Below are 17,854 nucleotides of genomic sequence, written 5' to 3'. Positions count from 1 at the left end.
GCGTCAGCGCTCCTCACAGGGCACGTCGCGCAGAGCGCGACGCTCGAAGATGCGGAAGATCTTGGTGTACCACAGGTCGACGGTCGTCTGTGGCTTGACGAGGATCGAATCGACGCCGGCCAACGTACCCGCCCACACATCGGTGTAGAGCTGGTCCCCGATGATCACGGCGGCATCATGCGAGACGCCGAGGCGCCGCAAGGCGGCGTTGATGGCGAACGGCGCCGGCTTCATCGCAAAGCAGATGGCATCGAGACCGAGTTCGGAGGCGGAGCGCTCGACTTGGTCCTTATGCCAGTTATTGGAAACCATATAGAGCGAGAACCCGAGCTCCCGAGCGCGATCGAGCCATGCTGCGACCTCGGGCGGGGCGCTGGTGCGGTCGCGTGGCACGAGCGTATTGTCACGATCGAGCAGCAGCGCGCGTTTACCCTGCGCGTACAGCTGCTCGAGGTCGATCACATCGACCGACGCCACATAGCGTGTAGGGGAAAAGATACTCATGACAGCGACGCCTCGTACTCCTGGCGGAACGTCTCGAACTCGTCGTAATCCGCGGTGAAGCGATGGGTCCCATCGCCGTCGGGCGAAGCGACATAGTACAGGTAATCCGTGTCGGCCGGAGCGAGTGCCGCCTCGATCGACGAGATGCTCGGACTGCAGATGGGCCCGGGCGTCAAGCCGTAGTTCTTGTAGACGTTGTACGGCGAGTCGATCTCGAGATCGTCATAGGTGACCAGATCGCTGCCCCCACCGCGTGCATAGACGATCGCCGCATCGATCTGCAGCGGCATGTCGATGGACAGGCGATTGTAGATCACGCTCGCCACGGTCGGACGCTCGTCGATAACGGCGGTCTCACGCTCGATCAGCGAGGCGACGGTGATGACCTGCTGAGCGTCGATGCCCTCGGGACCGGCCGACAGGTCGAGCGAGGACGTCTCGGCGACGAACTGGTCGAGCATGGCGCGGATGATCGTGTCGGGCGTGCGATCGGAGATCGAATAGGTCTTCGGATACAGGTAGCCCTCGAGCGAATCGTTGTAGGCGCCCTCGAGAAACGGATAGTCATCGACGTAGTTGGACGCCTTCGCCTGGGCGAGGAACTCATCGGCGGATATACCGTAGGTCTCCTCGACGCGAGCGGCGGTCTGCTCGACGGTCAGGCCCTCCTGGATGACGAGGACGGCACCCTCCACGTTGGGTCCGTCGACGAGCTGTTGGACGACCTCCTTGGGGTCCTGCTCGGTATAGAGCAGGTACTCACCCGGCCTGATGGACGTCTCGGCCCCGAGCTCGGTGACGGCGGCATAGTAGTCCTTGGGATTGTCGATGACATGGTTTTCGGCCATGAGCTGCGCGATCGTATCGCCGGACGCGCCTTCGGGAATGGTCAGTCGAACCTCCTGGCCAGCCTCGACGGCCTCATCGGAACCCGAGAAGGCGCCCATGACGGCGGGAACGGCGAACCAGGCGATGACGCCGATGACGACGATCGCGACGATTGCCGCGATCACCGCCGGCAGCGACGAGGACGAGGAGCGAACGTTCCTGCGACGTGGGGACTGATAGCCGCGCGAAGCACGTGCGCCGGTATAGGGACGGACTCCGGATGTGGAGGTGCGCGAGGGGGCGCGACGATCGGTGGCAAAGCGCGTGCCAGCCGGACGCGAACCGTTCACGGAGGTGTTTCGCGGCGCGAGATGTCGCCCGCGATTCGTCTGGTTATCCACGTTCTTCCTTTCCATTCCTAGCATCGAGCCACGCTTGCAGGAACAGGGATGCGGCGATCATATCGACTTTACCGCGCATCTGGCGCTCCGAGAGCCCCTGCTCGCGCAGGATGCGCTTCGCCTCGCGCGAGGAGAGTCGCTCATCGGCGAACTCGAGCGGCAACCCGAGACGGGCGGCGAGCTCACGGGCGACCTGCTCGACGCGACGGGCCTGCGGCCCATCCTCCCCCGCCATCGTCTGCGGCCTGCCGCAGACGAGCACGTCGGGTTCATGGTCCTCGACGAGTTGGCGGAAGGGACGCGACAGGTTGACGACCTCGGCGGTCGGCATCACCTTGATCGGCATCGCGACCGAACCGGTGCGGTCCGAGACGGCGATGCCGATACGGGTCTGGCCGATATCGAGGGCGAGCGCGATCACGCTACAGTCCCAGCTCTCCGCGAGCAGCCGCAAGCGCGGCGTCGATCCCGTCGGCGTTCTTGCCGCCCGCCTGCGCCATGGTGGGACGACCGCCGCCGCGGCCGTCGACCGCCGGCGCGATCGCCTTGATGATGGACCCGGCGTTGAAGCCCGCCTTCGCGGCGTCGTCGGTGGCGGCGGCGAGAAGGGCAGGCGTACCCTTCTCGGTCACCGTGGCGAGCACGCAGGCGACCGGCGTGTGGATCTTCGAACGGACGGTGTCCCACACGTTGCGGAGCTCGGCGGCCTCGAGACCGGAGAGCTTGGCGATGACGAGTTTGTAGCCGGACACCTCGACGGCTTGGTCGATCGCGGTGGCGATGGCATCGGAGGATCCACCGGTGAGCGCTGCCTTGAGCTTCTGGTTGGCGTCGCGCAGGTTGCGCTGGAGCGCCTCGATTCGCGTGACGACCTCGTCGGGACGGCACTTGAGCGCCTCGGCGGCAGCGGCGAGCATGCGCTCGCGCTCCTCGAGGTAGGCCATGGCGCCGAGGCTCGTCACGGCCTCGATGCGACGGACGTTGGAGCCCGTGGACGACTCGGAGACGATGCGGAACAGGCCGATCTCGGCGGTGTTGCGGGCATGGGTGCCGCCGCACAGCTCACGGGAGAACGGATGCTCCTCCTCGCCCACGGAGACGACGCGCACCACGTCACCGTACTTCTCGCCGAACAGGGCGACGGCACCGGAAGCACGGGCCTCGTCGATGCCCATCACACGGGTCACGACCGGCTTGGCGGCGAAGATCTCGCGGTTCACGATCTCCTCGATGCGAGCGAGTTCCTCGGCGGACAGGGCCTCGAAGTGGGTGAAGTCGAAGCGCAGGCGATGGTCGTCGAGCTGCGAGCCCGCCTGGTTCACGTGATCGCCCAGCACCTCCTTGAGCGCGGCGTCGAGCAGGTGCGTCGCGGTATGGTTGCGGCGGATGAGCTCACGGCGCGTGCCGTCGACGACGGCACGCACGACATCGCCCACCTTGAGCTCACCGGCGCTCGTGACCTGTGCACGATGCGCATACAGACCGTTATGGGAGACGGTGTCGGCCACCGTCACGTACACGTCACCGCACATGAGCGTGCCGGCATCGCCGACCTGACCGCCCATCTCGGCGTAGAACGGGGTGCGGTCGAGCACCACGTCGACGGTCTCGCTCGTCGCGGCGGCATCGACCGAGGCGCCGTCACGCACGATGGCGAGCACGCGGGCGCCGTCGATGTCGTCGGCGTCGTATCCGCAGAACTCGGTCGAAGCGAGCGTATCGGAAAGCTCGGTCCACACGTCGTTGAACGAGCCCCACGCGTCGCCCTTGACGTTGGCACGGGCGCGCTCGCGCTGCGCCTCCATCTCGCGGTTGAAGCCGTCGATATCGACCTCATGGCCGGCACCCTGGGCGATCTCGACGGTCAGGTCGATCGGAAAGCCGAACGTGTCGTGCAGCATGAAGGCGGACGCACCGTCGAGCACCTCGCCCTCGCCGAGCTTGGCGAGCGCTTCGTCGAGATAGACGCGGCCGTTGTCGAGCGTCGTGGAGAAACGCTCCTCCTCCGCGCTCACGATGCCCTTGACCAGCGCGACGTTCTTGGTGAGTTCCGGATAGGCGTCGCCCATGAGCTCGTTCACGCGATCGATGAAGCGACCGAGGAACGGCTCGGTCACGCCGAGCAGACGTCCGTGGAACACCGCGCGGCGCAGCAGACGGCGCAGCACGTAACCGCGGCCCTCATTGCCCGGCAGGATGCCGTCGGAGATCATGAAGTCGACGGAGCGCGCATGGTCGGCGATGATACGCAGCGAACGGCTCGGACCGATGTAGTCGTCGCTCACATAGGACGCCCCCGAGATCTCCTCGCCGAGCCTGATGAGACCCTGCATGATGTCGCCGTCGAAAAACGAGGTCTTGCCCTGCATGATGGCGCTCATGCGCTCGAGGCCCATGCCGGTGTCGAGGTTGCGATGCGGAAGCTCCGGCATCGAACCGTCCTCCTGACGGTCGAACTGCGTGAACACGAGATTCCAGTACTCCAGGAAGCGGTCGCAATCGCACCCCGGCGCGCAGTCGGGACGACCGCATCCGACGTCCTCGCCCATGTCGTAGTAGATCTCGGAGCACGGACCGCACGGACCCGTGGGGCCGGCCGCCCAGAAGTTGTCGTCCTCGCCGAGACGCGAGATGTGACTCTCCTCGACACCGAGGGAACGCCAGATCTCGTAGGTCTCATCGTCGTCGGTGAAGACCGTGAAGTACAGACGCTCGATCGGGAGCTTGAAGACCTCGGTGGACAGCTCGAGCGCCCATGCGCACGCCTGCTGCTTGGACACGCCGCCGAACGAGAAGTTGCCGAGCATCTCGAAGAACGAGGCATGGCGGCCATCGGTGCCGATGATGTCGATATCGTTAGTGCGGACGCACTTCTGGCAGGACGTCGCACCGATCTCGTGCATGGTCTTCTTGCCCTGGTAGTACTGCTTGAACTGGTTCATGCCGGCGTTGGCGAGCAGCAGGGACGGATCGTCGGGGATCAGCGACGAGCTCGGGAACAGCTTGCACCCGCGCTCCTCGAAGAAGTGAAGGAACGCCGAGCGGATCTCGGCGGTCGTCATGGTCGGATTACCAGCGGTCATGCGTTCGTCTCCTCATGTTCAACACGGTAGATAGGCGTAAACGCACCTAGTATAGCCGACGCGTGCGGCCGTAAAGGTAAAAACAGCCGCACGCACCGAAGCACCGCATATGACCGCGAGAGTATGGGATCGGGCCGCGATCAGCGGCCGTCGTCATCCGTTCCGTCATCCGACGGGGAACCCGTCTCCGAAGACGATCCGAACGGGATCTTGAACATGCCGGTCGAGCCGGGCTGCATGGATGCGAGCTTGACCCACGGGTTATCCAAATCGGATTTGGGCTTGGGCAGGGCCGTCGCATCGGGCACGACGTCATCCGGGATGAGCTCGGAATCGCTCACGAAGGTATCGTCGCCCAGCGCATCGAAGGCGGGAACCGGGTCCCCGTTCTCATCGCGATAGGGCGTGCCGCGGAAGATCGCGCCGTCATAGCCGACGAGCTGGCGCTTGGTGCTCTTCTCGAAGTAGAAGATGAACAGGCCCTTGAGCGCCGCGCACAGCGGGATGGCGATGACCATGCCCATCGGCCCCATGAGGGCCGAACCGATGACGATCGCAGCCAGGCTCATGGCGGGATGCACCTGTACGGTGGATTGCATGACCTTGGGCGACAAGACGTTGTCGGTGATGTTTTGCGCGACGACGACGATCACGAGCGTCCAGATCGCAAGCGCCGGGCTGTAGAACACGGCGATGATGATGGCGATCGCGGCGGAGAACCACGGACCGATCACGGGGATAAGGTGGAAGATACCGGTCGCGATGCCCATAAGGCCCGCATAGGGATGCCCGGCGATCAGAAGGCCGACGAACACCATCACGCCGTTGATGGCCGACGTGATGATCATGGAGCGCATGTAGCCGCCGACGGAACGCGAGAGGATGGCGACGATGAAGCGGTAGTCGTCGTCTTTACCCTCGCCGAGCGCATAGCCGATCTCGCCGTGGATCTTCGGGTAGTCGCAGGCGAGCCAGTAGGCCAAGACGAGACCGAGGAACACGGTGAACAACGTGTTGGCCACGCCCCCGAGCGCCGGCATGACGCCGCGGCCCAGGTCGGTGGCAAGGTCGGTCACGAACGCGGTGGCGTTATGCTGCAACGACAGCAACACGTCGTCGACGCCGCCGAACATGTCGCTCGAGGTGAGCGACCGGACGTTCTCCATGAGGTCTTGGATCTGCAGGGAGAACGCCGAGAAGTAACGCGGCATCTGGTTGAGCACGTCGACGATCTGCTCGATGAACATGGGCAGCAATAGCGTGAACAGGAGTGCCACGACGGCGATCACAAGCAGAAGGCCCACGAGCGCCCCGAGCGAACGCGGCACACCGCGATGCTCGAGCGCGTTGACGATCGGCGACTCGACGAAGGCGATGAGCGAGCCCACGGCCAAAAACTCGACGACCGGTGCGAGCACGCCCACGACGTTCAAGAGCATGGCGCCGATGATCAGAAGGCCGACGACCGACCAGATGCGCAGCGTCACGATACGGGTGTCACGCAGAATCCTATCCTGCGGATGCTCGGGTTGGGAGGAACCGCTCATCGCTTCTGCATGACCCCCTCGGGATCGATCTTCTCTTGGATCTTCTTGAGCGTGCGGCGCAGCAGGCGCGACACCTGCACCTGCGAGACCCCGAGCTTCTCGGCGATCTCGATCTGGGTCATGCCCTGCACGAACCGCATCTCGATCACCTCGCGCTCACGCGGTGAGAAGCCCTTCAGGGCCTCCTCGATGACGAGTCGATCGTCGGTGAAGGACAGGGCGCTGTCCTCGGAGGCGTAGCGGTCGAGGACCGAAGGCGTGTCATCGGAATCGGTGCTGCCGGGCGCCTCGAGCGGCACGGAGGTATAGGCCGAGGAGGATTCCATGGCCTCGAGGACCTCGTCGACCGATGCATCGAGATAGTCGGCGATCTCCTCGACGGTCGGAGAACGCTGGAGCTGCGTGGTCAGGGTATCGGTCGCCTGGTTGACCTTCGCGGATAGTTCCTGCAGACGGCGGGGTACGCGGACGCTCCAGCCCTTATCGCGGAAATGGCGCTTGATCTCGCCCATGATGGTGGGCGTGGCGTACGTCGTGAACTCGAGTCCGCGATCGGGGTCGAAACGGTCGATAGCTTTGAGCAAGCCGAGATAGCCGACCTGCATGAGGTCGTCGAGCGGCTCACCGCGGTTCTTGAATTTGTTGGCAAGGAAGCGGACGAGGTTCAGGTGGGACATGACGAGCTTCTCGCGGGCGTCCATGTCGCCGTGTTCCTTATAGCGCCGGAACAGCTCGTGCGTCTTCTCCTTATCCCATGCCGCCTTGCCGGAAGCGGTCTTATCTGCCATTACACATCAGCTTTCAAGGTCATGACGAGGGCGGTCGGAGCGGTGCGCTTCTCGTATTCGTCGCACACGGCGCCCAAGATGAGGTCTGCGTAGACCGCCGACTCGGAACCCGCGGCATCTTCGAAGGACGCATCGCCGAGCTCGAAGACCATGCCCACGCGCGTCGCATCGACGTCGAAGCGGATGGCGACGTCGGTTCCGGGGCACAGCCCGCACGAGAAGACGAACGCCTCCTCGGCGGCCATGCGCATATCCTCGACGCGCTCGACCGACATCGAGCTCAGCATGGCGACGTTGGCGGCCGTCATACGGACGAGGCGTGCAAGATGCGGATCGGCAGCCACGGTCAGGCGTACCGTCGTCATGGAATCACTCATCGGACTTCTCCTGCTGCTCGGTTACGGGATCATCGTAGGTGTAGTACTGGCGACGCGGGGCGGACTCGGGCGTCGCCGCGCCGTCGGGGTCTTCGTCGTGCGAATCGGCGGCATCGGCGCGATCCTCCTGGACGTCGGACGTCCTGTCCGCGATCGCGCGATCGGTGGCGGCTGTATCGACCCCGTGCTTGGAGAAGAGACGCTGGACCTTCTCCGAGGCGGCGGACGCGATACCCGAGACGGCGCCGGATGCGCTCGACATGCTGCCGGTCACCTCGGAGACGTCGCGCAGCACGCCGTTGACCTCGATCAGGTCGGCGGAAAGCGCCTCGATGGCGATGCTTCCCTGCTTAAGCAGCGGTTCAACCTGATTGAGCGCGGGCTGCAGGTCGTCGAGGGTGGTATCGAGCTTGGCGATGACGGGACGCGCCTCGCCGAGCGTCTCGTTCAGCTCGCCCACGGCACGGTCGACCGTCTGAATCGTCGAACGGCTTTTGCGCAGCGTGAGGGCGAGCTCGACGACGGCCCAGACACCGGCGACCGCGAGCACGATAAGGACAATCTGTAGGGGCTCCATGCTAACTCCCAACGTCGAGATGGACCCTCCGCGTCGATCGCGGAAGATGCATATTCAATCATAGTACCCAACCCGCATGGCTCCATGCGGGTCATCACATCAATTCGCCGCTTCATCGTCCGATACGTCGGGGGCGTTTCCCGACCGGTCGCGAGCCGACTGCTCGAAGCGCCACTGCTCCCATCCCCTGCCGGATGGCTGCCAAAAAGCGCCGCGTTCGAGCCCCTCGGGCAGGTAGCGCTGATCGACCCACCCGCAAGGGTAATCGTGCGGATAGCGATAGGTGCCGTACTCGTCGGAGCCAGGGCGATGCCGGTCACGCAGATAGCTCGGCACCTCGCGCTGCCCGCTCGACCGCACGTCGGCGAGCGCCGCATCGATGGCGGCCTCGCAGGCGTTGCTCTTGGGGGCGAGTGCGTTGTAGAGCGCCGCTTGGGCGAGATTGATGCGACACTCGGGATACCCGATGACCTCGGCGGCCTTGAACGCCGCCTCGGCGATGAGGAACGCCTGCGGGTCGGCGTTGCCGATATCCTCGGATGCCTGGATCATGATGCGCCGCGCGATGAACTTCGGGTCCTCGCCGGCATCGATCATGCGCGCAAGCCAATAGACGGTGGCATCAGGATCGCTGCCACGCATCGACTTGATGAACGCCGAGATGATGTCGTAGTGCATGTCGCCGCTCTTGTCGTAGGACAGCCCGCGACGCGGGTTGGCGGCCCGAACGTCGGCGACCTCGATCGCGATGGGCGCATGGTCCACACCCTGCAGCTCGGCGGGGTCGTGGCGCGTGAGGGCGATCTCGCTCGCGAGCTCGAGCGTCGTCAGCGCGCTGCGCGCATCGCCCGCGGCAAGCGTGCAGATGGCCTTCACGGCGTCATCGTCGAGCGTGTAGGCTCCGGCAAGGCCGCGCTCGTCGTCGACTGCACGACGCACGAGCACCTCGATATCGGCATCGGAGAGATGCTCGAGCTCCACGACGCGGCTGCGGGACAACAGCGCCGAATTGACCTCGAAGTACGGATTCTCGGTCGTCGCGCCGATCATGATGACGGTCCGGTTCTCGACCGCATGGAGCAGCGCGTCCTGCTGCGAGCGCGAGAAACGGTGGATCTCGTCGATGAACAGGATCGTTCGGCGGCCGAACGCCATCAGGCGCCTCGAGGCCTCATCGATCTCGCGGCGCAGGTCCTTGACGGAACCGGTCACCGCCGAGACCTCGACGAACTCGCTGCGGGTATGCGCGGCGATGATATGCGCGAGCGTCGTCTTGCCGGTACCGGCCGGGCCGTACAGAATCACGCTCGAGAGCACGTCGTGCTCGATCGCACGACGGAGCCACGAATCGGGGCCGACGGCCTTCCGCTGCCCGACGTACTCATCGAGCGTCGTCGGGCGCATGCGGACGGCGAGCGGGGCGTACTTGACGCGCTGGGCTCGCTCGTTGTTGCTGAATAACGTTTCCATAGCGTCCAGTCTACCCTATCCCGCGCCAATTGGTGCGCCCTAGCGCTCGTTGATGTAGGTACGCTGTGGAAAGCGGATCTCCGGGAACAGCTTGCTGGCGAGCTCCGCGAAGTACCCGTCGCTCATGCTCGCGATATAGTCGACCACGGTCTGGTCGAGATCGCGGTCCCACTCGTAGCGCTTCCCGTAATGGGAGAGCGCGGCATCGATGCGCCTGATGTGATGGCGGAAGATGTAGCTCGATTCGTCGCGGGCGCGCAGATCACCCAGGCAATGCTCGTACATGAGACTGAACGCGCGCGCCAGCACCTCGGCACGCTCCCCTTCGATGCCGTTGGATCGGTAGATCTTCGCGTAGTTCTCGGCCTTGGCGCGACGAAGCTCGGCGAACATCTCCTCGCTCATCTCGATGCGGTCCTTACCGTAGCTGTGCTCGATGATGTCGACCGTCGCATGGGATAGGATCCACGAGTTGTAGCGCCCGCCGAGTCCGTCGGAGAACACGTCCTCGTCGAGCAAGCCGGCCGCGATGGCATCCTGACGATCGCGCCCGACATAGGCGATGATGTCGGAGATACGCACCACGCAGCCTTCGAGCGTCATGGGACGGAGCTTCCCGATCGCAAGGTCGCCCATCGAGGCGCATTGCTCCACCGTCCGGTCGAACTCCTCGAACGACGACAGCCCCGATAGCTCGAAGGTGCGCTGCTCGTATTCGCCGTTGTGCGTCAGGCACCCATCGAGCGTCTGCAGGGTGAGGTTGCGGCCGTACAGGACATCGAGCACGCGAACCGAATGGACGTTATGGAAGAACCACCGTCCGGTACGCGCATGGTACACGTCGTTCAGCGCGCGTTCCCCGGCATGGCCGAAGGGCGTGTGGCCCAGATCGTGGCCGAGCCCGATCGCCTCGATGAGATCGCAGTTGAGGCCGAGGGCGTATCCGATATCCCGCGCGATGCGGCTGACGAGCTGCACATGGATGCCGCGGCGCGAGAGGTCGTCGTTGCTCCTGAAGCTGAACACCTGGGTCTTGCCGGCGTACCGGTTGTACGCTGGCGTGTGCATGATCTTCTCGACGTCGCGCACGAACGCGGGCCGCCAAATGCTCGCCGCATCATGCGGGCTGTCGTCTCGACGGATCGCCCGGGCGTCATCGGTGCGGAAGGGATTCACCCAGCCGCGAGCCCGATCGTCGCGCATGCGCTCGGTCAGCTCGGGAGACAGGTCGTCGGGCAAGGAGGCGATACGACGCAGCACGTCCTCGCGAAGCGTCGAGTTGGTCACCGTATCCATACATCTTCCTCTCATCGTGTTCTCGGCGATATCATCGCACACCGCACGGACACATCGCCGCATGGACGCCGTGCGGACGGATGGGCGACCTAGAAGGCGGCGCAGATGACACTCGCCACGGGAAAGCACGTGACGGCAAACGGAAGCAGCGGCAACGATGCGCGGCGAAGCGCGATGCCGGAGGCGGCGAGCAGCACCAGCGCGCAACAGAACGCGAGCACCGCCACGACAGGATCGAACAGGCAGGTTGCGAACAGGTACTTGATATCGCCCATGCCGATGCCGATCGCGCCGCGATATCGCCGCCAGACGAGCTCGACGGCAACCAGGAGCATGCAGATCGCGAACCCGACCGCGGCGTTGCAGGCAAGCCGGATTGGCCCCTGCGCGATACCGGTTCGGACGGCGGTGCATAGTCCTAAAGCCAACCCTACCGCACACGGAAAGCGCCGATGGCGGGCGTCGACCAACGCGGATACCACCATGAGCACCGCGAAGATCGCATCGATGAAGGCAAGCACGCCGATCGCCCTCCCCACATCGCACGGAGCAGCATCGTTCACATGGGTATATGGTAGAGGCGGCGGTGGCGAGCGGATGCGGAATCGAACCTTCGAATCCCCGCGCCCGACAAACGCCCGACACCGCACGCTCGAACACGATACCGAAGAGAAGATGCCATATACTCAAGACATGTCTGATGAGAGGAAGCACCCGTGCACCCAAGCGATACCGCATCGACGGCAAAAGACGATCGACCCGCGTCGATCATCCCATCCGAGCGCCACATCGAAAGCGCGAGCGCCTCGACGGCGCAACAGGACTCGACGCGCTTCGCCTACGCGCTGACCCTCGGCGTGCTCGTCATCGTGTCGCTTTTCGTCATCGCGCTGGCGCTGCTCATGTACACGGTCGCCGCCCGCGCCGCCCAAGAGGGTGATCAGTGGTCCTGGCTCCAGGAGTACCGCGAAGCGCCCCTGGCGTCAGGAGGAGAGCCGTCTCGCACGATCGGCCTCGATTTCTAAGGGACGATCGACGGCACCCCGTTATCGGCTAGGGGCGCCGGTATGGCCCGAACCGCTACCGGGCACCTTCCATGACCTCGTCGAGCGTCACCGAGACGTCGTGGGGCGTAGGCACCCAGTCGACTTTGAGGAAGAGCGCCGCGACGGTGATCGGGATATAGGTGAACATGAACAGCGGGAACGTGAACAGGTTCGTCACGATGCGCAGCTTGCTCGGGCAATGGATATGGGAGCGCTCGATCACCGTGGTGAGCAAGCCGAGCACGAAAAACGTCGCGTACATGGAGACGAGCGTCATCACCATCGAACCGAAGCACATGGAGAGCTCCGCCTCGGTGGCCAGAAAACCGTGGCTGAGCGACCCCACGATGATGAACGTCACGTTGACGAGCACCGAGATCAGCGTGAGCAGCATGCCGGGGGCGATGGTCATGAGCAGATCGTACGCGGCAAAGCGCCGGAAAAACGCGATCGATTTGACCAGGTGCGCACCATAGGTGAAGAAGACCTGGTAAAAGCCCTTCGTCCAGCGCATGCGCTGCTTCCACGACGCGGCGAGGGTGACCGGCTGCTCGTCGAAGAACTCCGCCGGCGCGTAGCCGATGCGCACCCCGTGGATGGCGCAGAACGTCGAGAACTGGATATCCTCGGTGAGGGTATGGAAGTCCCAGCCGTGCATGCCCTCGATGATCTTCGCCGACACGAGATAGCCCGAACCCGAGACGGCGCACGAGGTACCGCACAGCATGCGCGCGTTGTTGAGGAAGCGCGCCTCGCGCAAAAACCACGTCGCGTACCCTGCCGAGATCCACGAGCTGCCGAAATTCTTGGAATTGCGATAGCTCGTGATGGCGAGGTAACCCTGATCGAACACGTCGTTCATGACGGACACGTAGTTCTTGGAGAGCAGGTTGTCGGCATCGAAGATGATGAACGCCTCGTACTTGCCGGGATACTCGTTGAGGATCCGGTCGAACCCGTAGTCCATGACCCAGCTTTTGCCCTTGCGTGCGAGGTCGTTGCGCTCATAGACGATGGCGCCGGCCTCGCGGGCGACGCGGGCGGTGTCGTCGGTGCACGCATCGGCGACGACGAAGATATCGATCAGCTCGGAGGGGTAATCCTGGTCCTGGATCGAATGGACGAGGTTGGCGATGACGGACTCCTCGTTATGGGCGGCGATGAAGAAGGCGTAGCGATGCTTGCGGGTCGCGGGCGGGACCTTCACCTCGCCACGGAAGAAACCGACGAGGAAGAAGACGACCTGGTAGAGGAAGCAGACCGAGAACAGGCCGCCGACGATGAAGTTGAACATCACCAGCGGGGTCATATGCGAGAAATCGAATAGCATGCCAAGCCCCTATCGATAACGAACGTACCGGCAAGTGTAGCGCAGGGGTGTCAACCGTTGGTGGAGCTTATGTGGCAACACGGACGTCGCAAAGAGGTGGCACACGTCGTTCGCGACGCCCGCCATCCGACTACTCCTCGAGCAGATACGGGATGATGCCGTCCCCCGCCTCGGTGCGGCCCATGGAGCGATCGGCGATCTCGTCGTACGCCGCCGCAAGATCCCAGGGCAGGACATCGCGCCGCTCGATCACCTCGCCGGTCACCGGATGATCGAACTTCACGCGCCATGAGTGGAGGAACTGGCGTGTGAGGTCGAGATTGGACCGGACCGACCCGCATCCATAGAGCGGGTCGCCCACGAGCGCGTGGTTGATATGGCGCATGTGGACGCGGATCTGATGGGTACGGCCGGTATACAGATGACATTCGACAAGCGTGTAGCCCTCATCGCCCCGATGGGCCTCGAAGCGCTCGAGCACCTGGAACGTCGTGATGGCCTGGCGCGCGAACGGGTCGTCGGATACGGCCATCTTCACGCGGTCGCGGGTCGAACGCGCGATACCCGTGTTGATCGTGCCGGAATCCATGGCGATGTAGCCGTGGCAGAGCGCGATGTAGCGCCGATCGAGCGTGCGCAGGCGGATGAGATCCTGCAGGGCGCGCTGGGTGTCATCGTCTTTTGCCGCGAGCATGAGACCCGAGGTGTCCCGGTCGAGCCGGTGCACGATGCCGGGGCGATCCTCCCCCTGGAGGGTCCCCAGGTGGTCGATACCGCAATGGTAGACGAGCGCGTTGGCGAGCGTTCCGGAATCGTGACCGTGCGCGGGATGGCACACCAACCCGCGCTGTTTGGAGAGCACGATCAGGTACTCGTCCTCATAGCGGATATCGAGCGGGATCGCCTGCCCCTCGATAGCGCCGGGTTCGCGGATCTCGGGAAGGTCGACCTCGATACGGTCGCCAGACGACACCGCGTATTTCTTGGAGTAGCAGTCCTCGCCGTTCACCGCGACGGACCCCGCCTCGATTAGCTTAGCGCAAGCCGAACGGGTGGGGCAGCTTTCCTGGGCACCGAGGAACGCGTCGAGACGCATGCCCTCGTACTCGGAGGTGACCAGCAGGTGGACGTCGGCCATCCTCTACTCCCCCTTTCCCTCGCCGCCGGCAGGTCCGAACGCGAATCCGATAAAGGCGAGCACAGCCCCGCACGTGATACCGATATCGGCGATGTTGAACACGGGAAACGACACGAACAGCGTCGCGATGAAGTCGGTCACGAACCCGAACAGCATACGGTCGACGGCGTTGCCGAGGGCGCCCCCGACGACCATGCCCATCCCTGCGACCTCGAGCCACGAGACGCGGGGCGCACGCAGGAGGTAGACGATGCAAAACGCGGTGACGACGATCGCGAGCACGGCGAACAGCGGCGCGAAGCCCTCGCCCAAGCTGAACGACGCCCCGATGTTCTCGACGTAGCGCAGACCCACAACGCCCGGGATCACATCCATGCCGGAAAACCCGTGCGCGACGGCATCGCGCACGATGATCTTGCTCACCTGATCGACGAAGAAGAAAAACGATGCGAGCACGCCGGCGACGAGCATGCGCCCCAAGATGGACGGGTCATGTGATTGGGATCCGCGATCCAAGTCCGCTCCTTGTCGTACGAGATGGAAACGGCGTGCCGCCGTCGGAAGCCCGCGAGCGCACACGCCATCGCAGGCGGGACGCCGCACTTGAGGCGCGGCGTCCCGCATTGCATGCGACTTATGCGTCGATAGCCTCGGCGCAGCGGTCGCAGATATGGGCATGCTCGCCGTGAACGCCCGTGGAGGCACGGAAGTTCCAGCAACGGTCGCAGCACTCGCCGCGCGCAGCCTCGACCGTGGCGGTGAACTCGTCGCCGCAGGTGAGCTCGAGCTCGGACACGATGAAGAACTCGGCGAGATCGCACGCCTTGTCACCGATGAGCAGCGTATAGGCCTCGGCGGGCGCCGTGGCGACGACGCGCGTCGCCTGACTCTTGGTGAAGGTGCCGGCGGCGCGGGCCTCCTCGAGCGCCTTCGTCACCGCACCGCGCAGCTCGAGCGCGGCCTCGAGCACAGGCTTGTACTCGTTGGCCTCCTCGAGCGTGATCGGAGCATGGTACCAGTCGAGCAGGGCCGCGTAACGCTGGTTGTCACGGCAGCCGGCAGGCGCGAACTCCATGACCTCGTCACAGGTGTAGGCCAAGATGGGCTGCAGGTCGCGCAAAAGCATCGAGAGCAGCTCGGCGAGCACCGTCTGGGCGCTGCGACGCGCGAGCGAACCGACCTTCTCGCAGTAGAGACGATCCTTCAGGGCGTCGAGGTACACGTTGGAGAGCTCGGTGACGACGAAGTCGTACAGCGTGCGGTAGACGCGGTTGAACTCGTAGCCGGCGAACGCCTCATCGACCTCGGCCTGCACCTGCGTGAGCCGTGCGAGCATGAGCTTGTCGAGCGGCAGCAGGTCGGCGAAGGCCACGCCCTCGGTCGCCGGATCGAACTGGTCCTCGAGCTCGCCGAGCAGGAACCGGAAGGTGTTGCGGAAGCGGCGGTACGCATCCGAGGTGCGCGCGAGGATCTCGTGGTCGATCGCGACGTCCGTGGAGGTGTCCACGCTCGCGACCCACAGGCGGATGATGTCGGCGCCCATCTCGTCGCAGACCTTGTTGGGGTCGATCACGTTGCCGAGCGACTTGGACATCTTGCGACCCTGGCCGTCGAGCGTGAAGCCCTGGGACACGACCGCCTTATACGGCGCGATCCCGTTGGCGCCCACGCTCGTGAGCAGCGAGCTTTGGAACCAGCCGCGATGCTGGTCGGAACCCTCGAGGTAGACGTCCGCGGGATACTCGAGCTCCTCGCGGCCCTGGCACACGGCACGCCAGGACACGCCGGAGTCCCACCACACGTCCAGGATGTCGCGGTCGGCTTTGAGATGATGGCCGCCGCACTTGGGGCACACGCAGGCGTCGCCCAGGTAGCTCTCGGGCGCGTCGGTGAACCAGGCGTCGGAGCCCTTCTCGTGGAACAGCTTGATGACAGCGTCGAGCGTGTCGTCGTTCATGATCTTCTCGCCGCAGTCGGCGCAGGTATAGCTCGGGATGGGCACGCCCCAGTTGCGCTGACGGGAGATGCACCAGTCGGGGCGCTGCTCGACCATGGCGCCGATGCGGTTGGCAGCGTGCGCCGGATACCACGTCACGTGGTTCTGGATCGCGTCGCTCGCCTGGTCGCGCAGGCCGGTCTTGTCCATGGAGACGAACCACTGGTCGGTCGCGCGGAACAGCACCGGATGCTTGCAGCGCCAGCAGTGCGGGTAGCTGTGCGTGATCTTGACGGACGCGACGAGTGTGCCGCGCTCGCGCAGAAACTCGATGATATGCGGGTTGGCCTCATCGGTGTCCATGCCGGAGAACGGGCCGCCCGTGCCGAAGGTGTCGCCGACGTAGAACTTACCGTCATCGTCGACGGGCATGCAGATGTCCATGCCCTCCTTCATGCAGACGTAATAGTCGTCCACACCGTGACCGGGCGAGTTGTGGACGATACCGGTACCGTCCTCAGTGCCCACGTAGTCGGCGAGCAGCGCCACACCCTCGACGTCATCGAAGATCGGCTGCTTGTAGTGCAGGTGGTCGAAGGTCTCGGCCGGCACCTCATACGGCTTTCCGTCGACCATGACCGGCGTGCACTCCCAGCCGGCGATACCGCAGACCTTCTCGGCAAGATCCTTCAGCATGATCTCGGCGCGGCCCTCGTGCTCGATGGCGGTGTAGATGGCGCCAGGCTTGAGCGACACAGCCTGATCGGACGGGATGGTCCACGGCGTGGTGGTCCAGATGATGAAGTCGACGGGGCCGTCGAAGGACTCCAAGCCGGCGGGCTTGGACGTCAGCTCGAAGCGCACGTAGATGGAAGGCGACGTCTCGTCGGAGTACTCGATCTCGGCCTCGGCGAGCGCGGTGTGGCAGTGCTTGCACCAGTGCACCGGCTTATGGCCGCGGTAGATCATGCCGCGGTCGAACATCGCCTTGAAGACCTCGATATCGGCGGCGTCGTGCTGGTGATACAGCGTGAGGTAGGGGTTATCCCAGTCGCCCAGCACGCCCAGGCGCTTGAAGCCTTCGCGCTGCAGGTCGATGTTCTCGACGGCGAACTTGCGACACAGCTCACGAATCTCGGCCACCGGGGTCGCGTTGAACTTCTCGGTGCCGAGCATCTCCTCGACCTTGTGCTCGATAGGCTGGCCGTGGCAGTCCCAACCGGGGACATACGGCGTCTGATAGCCCTGCATGGCCTGATAGCGCTCGATCATGTCCTTGGAGATCTTGTTCATGGCGTGGCCGATGTGGATCGGACCGTTGGCGTAGGGAGGTCCATCGTGCAGGATGAACTTGTCGTGACCCTCGTTCTTCTTGAGCATCAGCTCGTAGACCTTGTCCTGCTGCCAGCGGCGCAGGCGCTCGGGCTCCCGCTGCGCGAGGGCCGCGCGCATGGGGAATTTGGTCTTGGGCAGGTTCATGGTGCCCTTGTACTCGTTAGCCACGAATACCCCTTTCGTCGTGGGCGCTCATGC

General features: G+C 64.4%; 16 protein-coding genes. 1 reads left to right on the top strand and 15 read right to left on the bottom strand.

Features of this window, described 5'->3' with window-relative positions; genetic code table 11:
• Nucleotides 1–3 precede the first annotated feature (3 nt).
• The 11 genes from I6E04_RS00480 to I6E04_RS00430 all read right to left on the bottom strand — a co-directional run bounded on the left by I6E04_RS00480 (nucleotide 4) and on the right by I6E04_RS00430 (nucleotide 11,392).
• Nucleotides 4–504: a YqeG family HAD IIIA-type phosphatase gene (locus tag I6E04_RS00480; RefSeq protein ID WP_235421120.1), complete on the bottom strand. Its 501-nt coding sequence runs from the start codon at nucleotides 502–504 to the stop codon at nucleotides 4–6.
• Entirely contained in the window at nucleotides 501–1,733 is a 1,233-nt protein-coding gene (gene mltG / locus I6E04_RS00475) for an endolytic transglycosylase MltG (protein WP_235421119.1), read from the bottom strand. Before mltG ends, I6E04_RS00480 begins: the two co-directional genes overlap by 4 nt.
• Nucleotides 1,726–2,154, bottom strand: coding sequence for a Holliday junction resolvase RuvX (gene ruvX / locus I6E04_RS00470; protein WP_235421118.1), 429 nt, complete (start codon nucleotides 2,152–2,154; stop codon nucleotides 1,726–1,728). The genes mltG and ruvX overlap by 8 nt, the downstream gene beginning before the upstream one ends.
• Nucleotide 2,155: 1 nt before the next feature.
• Nucleotides 2,156–4,816, bottom strand: a complete 2,661-nt coding sequence (gene alaS / locus I6E04_RS00465; protein WP_235421116.1) for an alanine--tRNA ligase — start codon at nucleotides 4,814–4,816, stop codon at nucleotides 2,156–2,158.
• 140 nt (nucleotides 4,817–4,956) lie between these two features.
• Nucleotides 4,957–6,363, bottom strand: a complete 1,407-nt coding sequence (locus I6E04_RS00460; RefSeq protein WP_235421114.1) for an AI-2E family transporter — start codon at nucleotides 6,361–6,363, stop codon at nucleotides 4,957–4,959.
• Complete coding sequence (locus I6E04_RS00455) at nucleotides 6,360–7,151, bottom strand: RNA polymerase sigma factor SigF (RefSeq protein WP_235421113.1); 792 nt, start codon at nucleotides 7,149–7,151, stop codon at nucleotides 6,360–6,362. The genes I6E04_RS00460 and I6E04_RS00455 overlap by 4 nt, the downstream gene beginning before the upstream one ends.
• Nucleotides 7,151–7,528 (bottom strand): ATP-binding protein, encoded by a 378-nt coding sequence (locus I6E04_RS00450; RefSeq protein ID WP_235421112.1) that lies wholly within the window; start codon nucleotides 7,526–7,528, stop codon nucleotides 7,151–7,153. The genes I6E04_RS00455 and I6E04_RS00450 overlap by 1 nt, the downstream gene beginning before the upstream one ends.
• The gene (locus tag I6E04_RS00445) at nucleotides 7,521–8,105 is read right to left on the bottom strand and encodes a DUF948 domain-containing protein (protein ID WP_235421110.1); all 585 of its coding nucleotides are present in this window, start codon (nucleotides 8,103–8,105) and stop codon (nucleotides 7,521–7,523) included. The genes I6E04_RS00450 and I6E04_RS00445 overlap by 8 nt, the downstream gene beginning before the upstream one ends.
• 99 nt (nucleotides 8,106–8,204) lie before the next feature.
• A complete protein-coding gene (locus tag I6E04_RS00440; protein ID WP_235421109.1) occupies nucleotides 8,205–9,575 on the bottom strand; it encodes a replication-associated recombination protein A in 1,371 nt (456 codons plus the stop codon).
• Nucleotides 9,576–9,614: 39 nt separating this feature from the next.
• Entirely contained in the window at nucleotides 9,615–10,871 is a 1,257-nt protein-coding gene (locus tag I6E04_RS00435; protein ID WP_235421107.1) for a deoxyguanosinetriphosphate triphosphohydrolase family protein, read from the bottom strand.
• 89 nt (nucleotides 10,872–10,960) lie between these two features.
• The gene (locus tag I6E04_RS00430) at nucleotides 10,961–11,392 is read right to left on the bottom strand and encodes a prepilin peptidase (RefSeq protein ID WP_235421105.1); all 432 of its coding nucleotides are present in this window, start codon (nucleotides 11,390–11,392) and stop codon (nucleotides 10,961–10,963) included.
• Between the two features lie 195 nt (nucleotides 11,393–11,587).
• Between I6E04_RS00430 and I6E04_RS00425 the strand changes: the two genes are divergently transcribed.
• Nucleotides 11,588–11,896 carry a hypothetical protein gene (locus I6E04_RS00425; protein WP_235421103.1) on the top strand — a complete coding sequence of 103 codons (309 nt, stop codon included), beginning with the start codon at nucleotides 11,588–11,590 and terminating at the stop codon, nucleotides 11,894–11,896.
• Nucleotides 11,897–11,951: 55 nt separating this feature from the next.
• Here the strand turns inward: I6E04_RS00425 and I6E04_RS00420 are convergent, their stop codons facing one another.
• The 4 genes from I6E04_RS00420 to ileS form a co-directional block, all read right to left on the bottom strand.
• Nucleotides 11,952–13,226, bottom strand: a complete 1,275-nt coding sequence (locus I6E04_RS00420) for a glycosyltransferase family 2 protein (RefSeq protein WP_235421501.1) — start codon at nucleotides 13,224–13,226, stop codon at nucleotides 11,952–11,954.
• Nucleotides 13,227–13,377: 151 nt separating this feature from the next.
• A complete protein-coding gene (locus I6E04_RS00415) occupies nucleotides 13,378–14,385 on the bottom strand; it encodes an RluA family pseudouridine synthase (RefSeq protein WP_235421102.1) in 1,008 nt (335 codons plus the stop codon).
• 3 nt (nucleotides 14,386–14,388) lie between these two features.
• Nucleotides 14,389–14,901, bottom strand: a complete 513-nt coding sequence (gene lspA, locus I6E04_RS00410) for a signal peptidase II (protein ID WP_235421101.1) — start codon at nucleotides 14,899–14,901, stop codon at nucleotides 14,389–14,391.
• Nucleotides 14,902–15,019: 118 nt separating this feature from the next.
• Nucleotides 15,020–17,824 carry an isoleucine--tRNA ligase gene (ileS, locus tag I6E04_RS00405; RefSeq protein WP_235421100.1) on the bottom strand — a complete coding sequence of 935 codons (2,805 nt, stop codon included), beginning with the start codon at nucleotides 17,822–17,824 and terminating at the stop codon, nucleotides 15,020–15,022.
• Nucleotides 17,825–17,854: the final 30 nt, after the last annotated feature.

It is taken from the genome of Collinsella tanakaei, assembly GCF_021531055.1.
GTDB classification, from domain to species: domain Bacteria; phylum Actinomycetota; class Coriobacteriia; order Coriobacteriales; family Coriobacteriaceae; genus Collinsella; species Collinsella tanakaei_B.
This window is presented reverse-complemented; position numbering and strand designations above follow the sequence as displayed.

Bases quoted from the DNA above. Each gene is read 5' to 3' on its own strand.
- I6E04_RS00420 (WP_235421501.1), bottom strand. From the start codon at position 13,226: ATGACCCCGCTGGTGATGTTCAACTTCATCGTCGGCGGCCTGTTCTCG.
- I6E04_RS00440 (WP_235421109.1), bottom strand. From the start codon at position 9,575: ATGGAAACGTTATTCAGCAACAACGAGCGAGCCCAGCGCGTCAAGTAC.
- alaS (WP_235421116.1), bottom strand. From the start codon at position 4,816: ATGACCGCTGGTAATCCGACCATGACGACCGCCGAGATCCGCTCGGCG.
- I6E04_RS00435 (WP_235421107.1), bottom strand. From the start codon at position 10,871: ATGGATACGGTGACCAACTCGACGCTTCGCGAGGACGTGCTGCGTCGT.
- I6E04_RS00480 (WP_235421120.1), bottom strand. From the start codon at position 504: ATGAGTATCTTTTCCCCTACACGCTATGTGGCGTCGGTCGATGTGATC.
- I6E04_RS00460 (WP_235421114.1), bottom strand. From the start codon at position 6,363: ATGAGCGGTTCCTCCCAACCCGAGCATCCGCAGGATAGGATTCTGCGT.
- I6E04_RS00445 (WP_235421110.1), bottom strand. From the start codon at position 8,105: ATGGAGCCCCTACAGATTGTCCTTATCGTGCTCGCGGTCGCCGGTGTC.
- I6E04_RS00450 (WP_235421112.1), bottom strand. From the start codon at position 7,528: ATGAGTGATTCCATGACGACGGTACGCCTGACCGTGGCTGCCGATCCG.
- I6E04_RS00455 (WP_235421113.1), bottom strand. From the start codon at position 7,151: ATGGCAGATAAGACCGCTTCCGGCAAGGCGGCATGGGATAAGGAGAAG.
- I6E04_RS00415 (WP_235421102.1), bottom strand. From the start codon at position 14,385: ATGGCCGACGTCCACCTGCTGGTCACCTCCGAGTACGAGGGCATGCGT.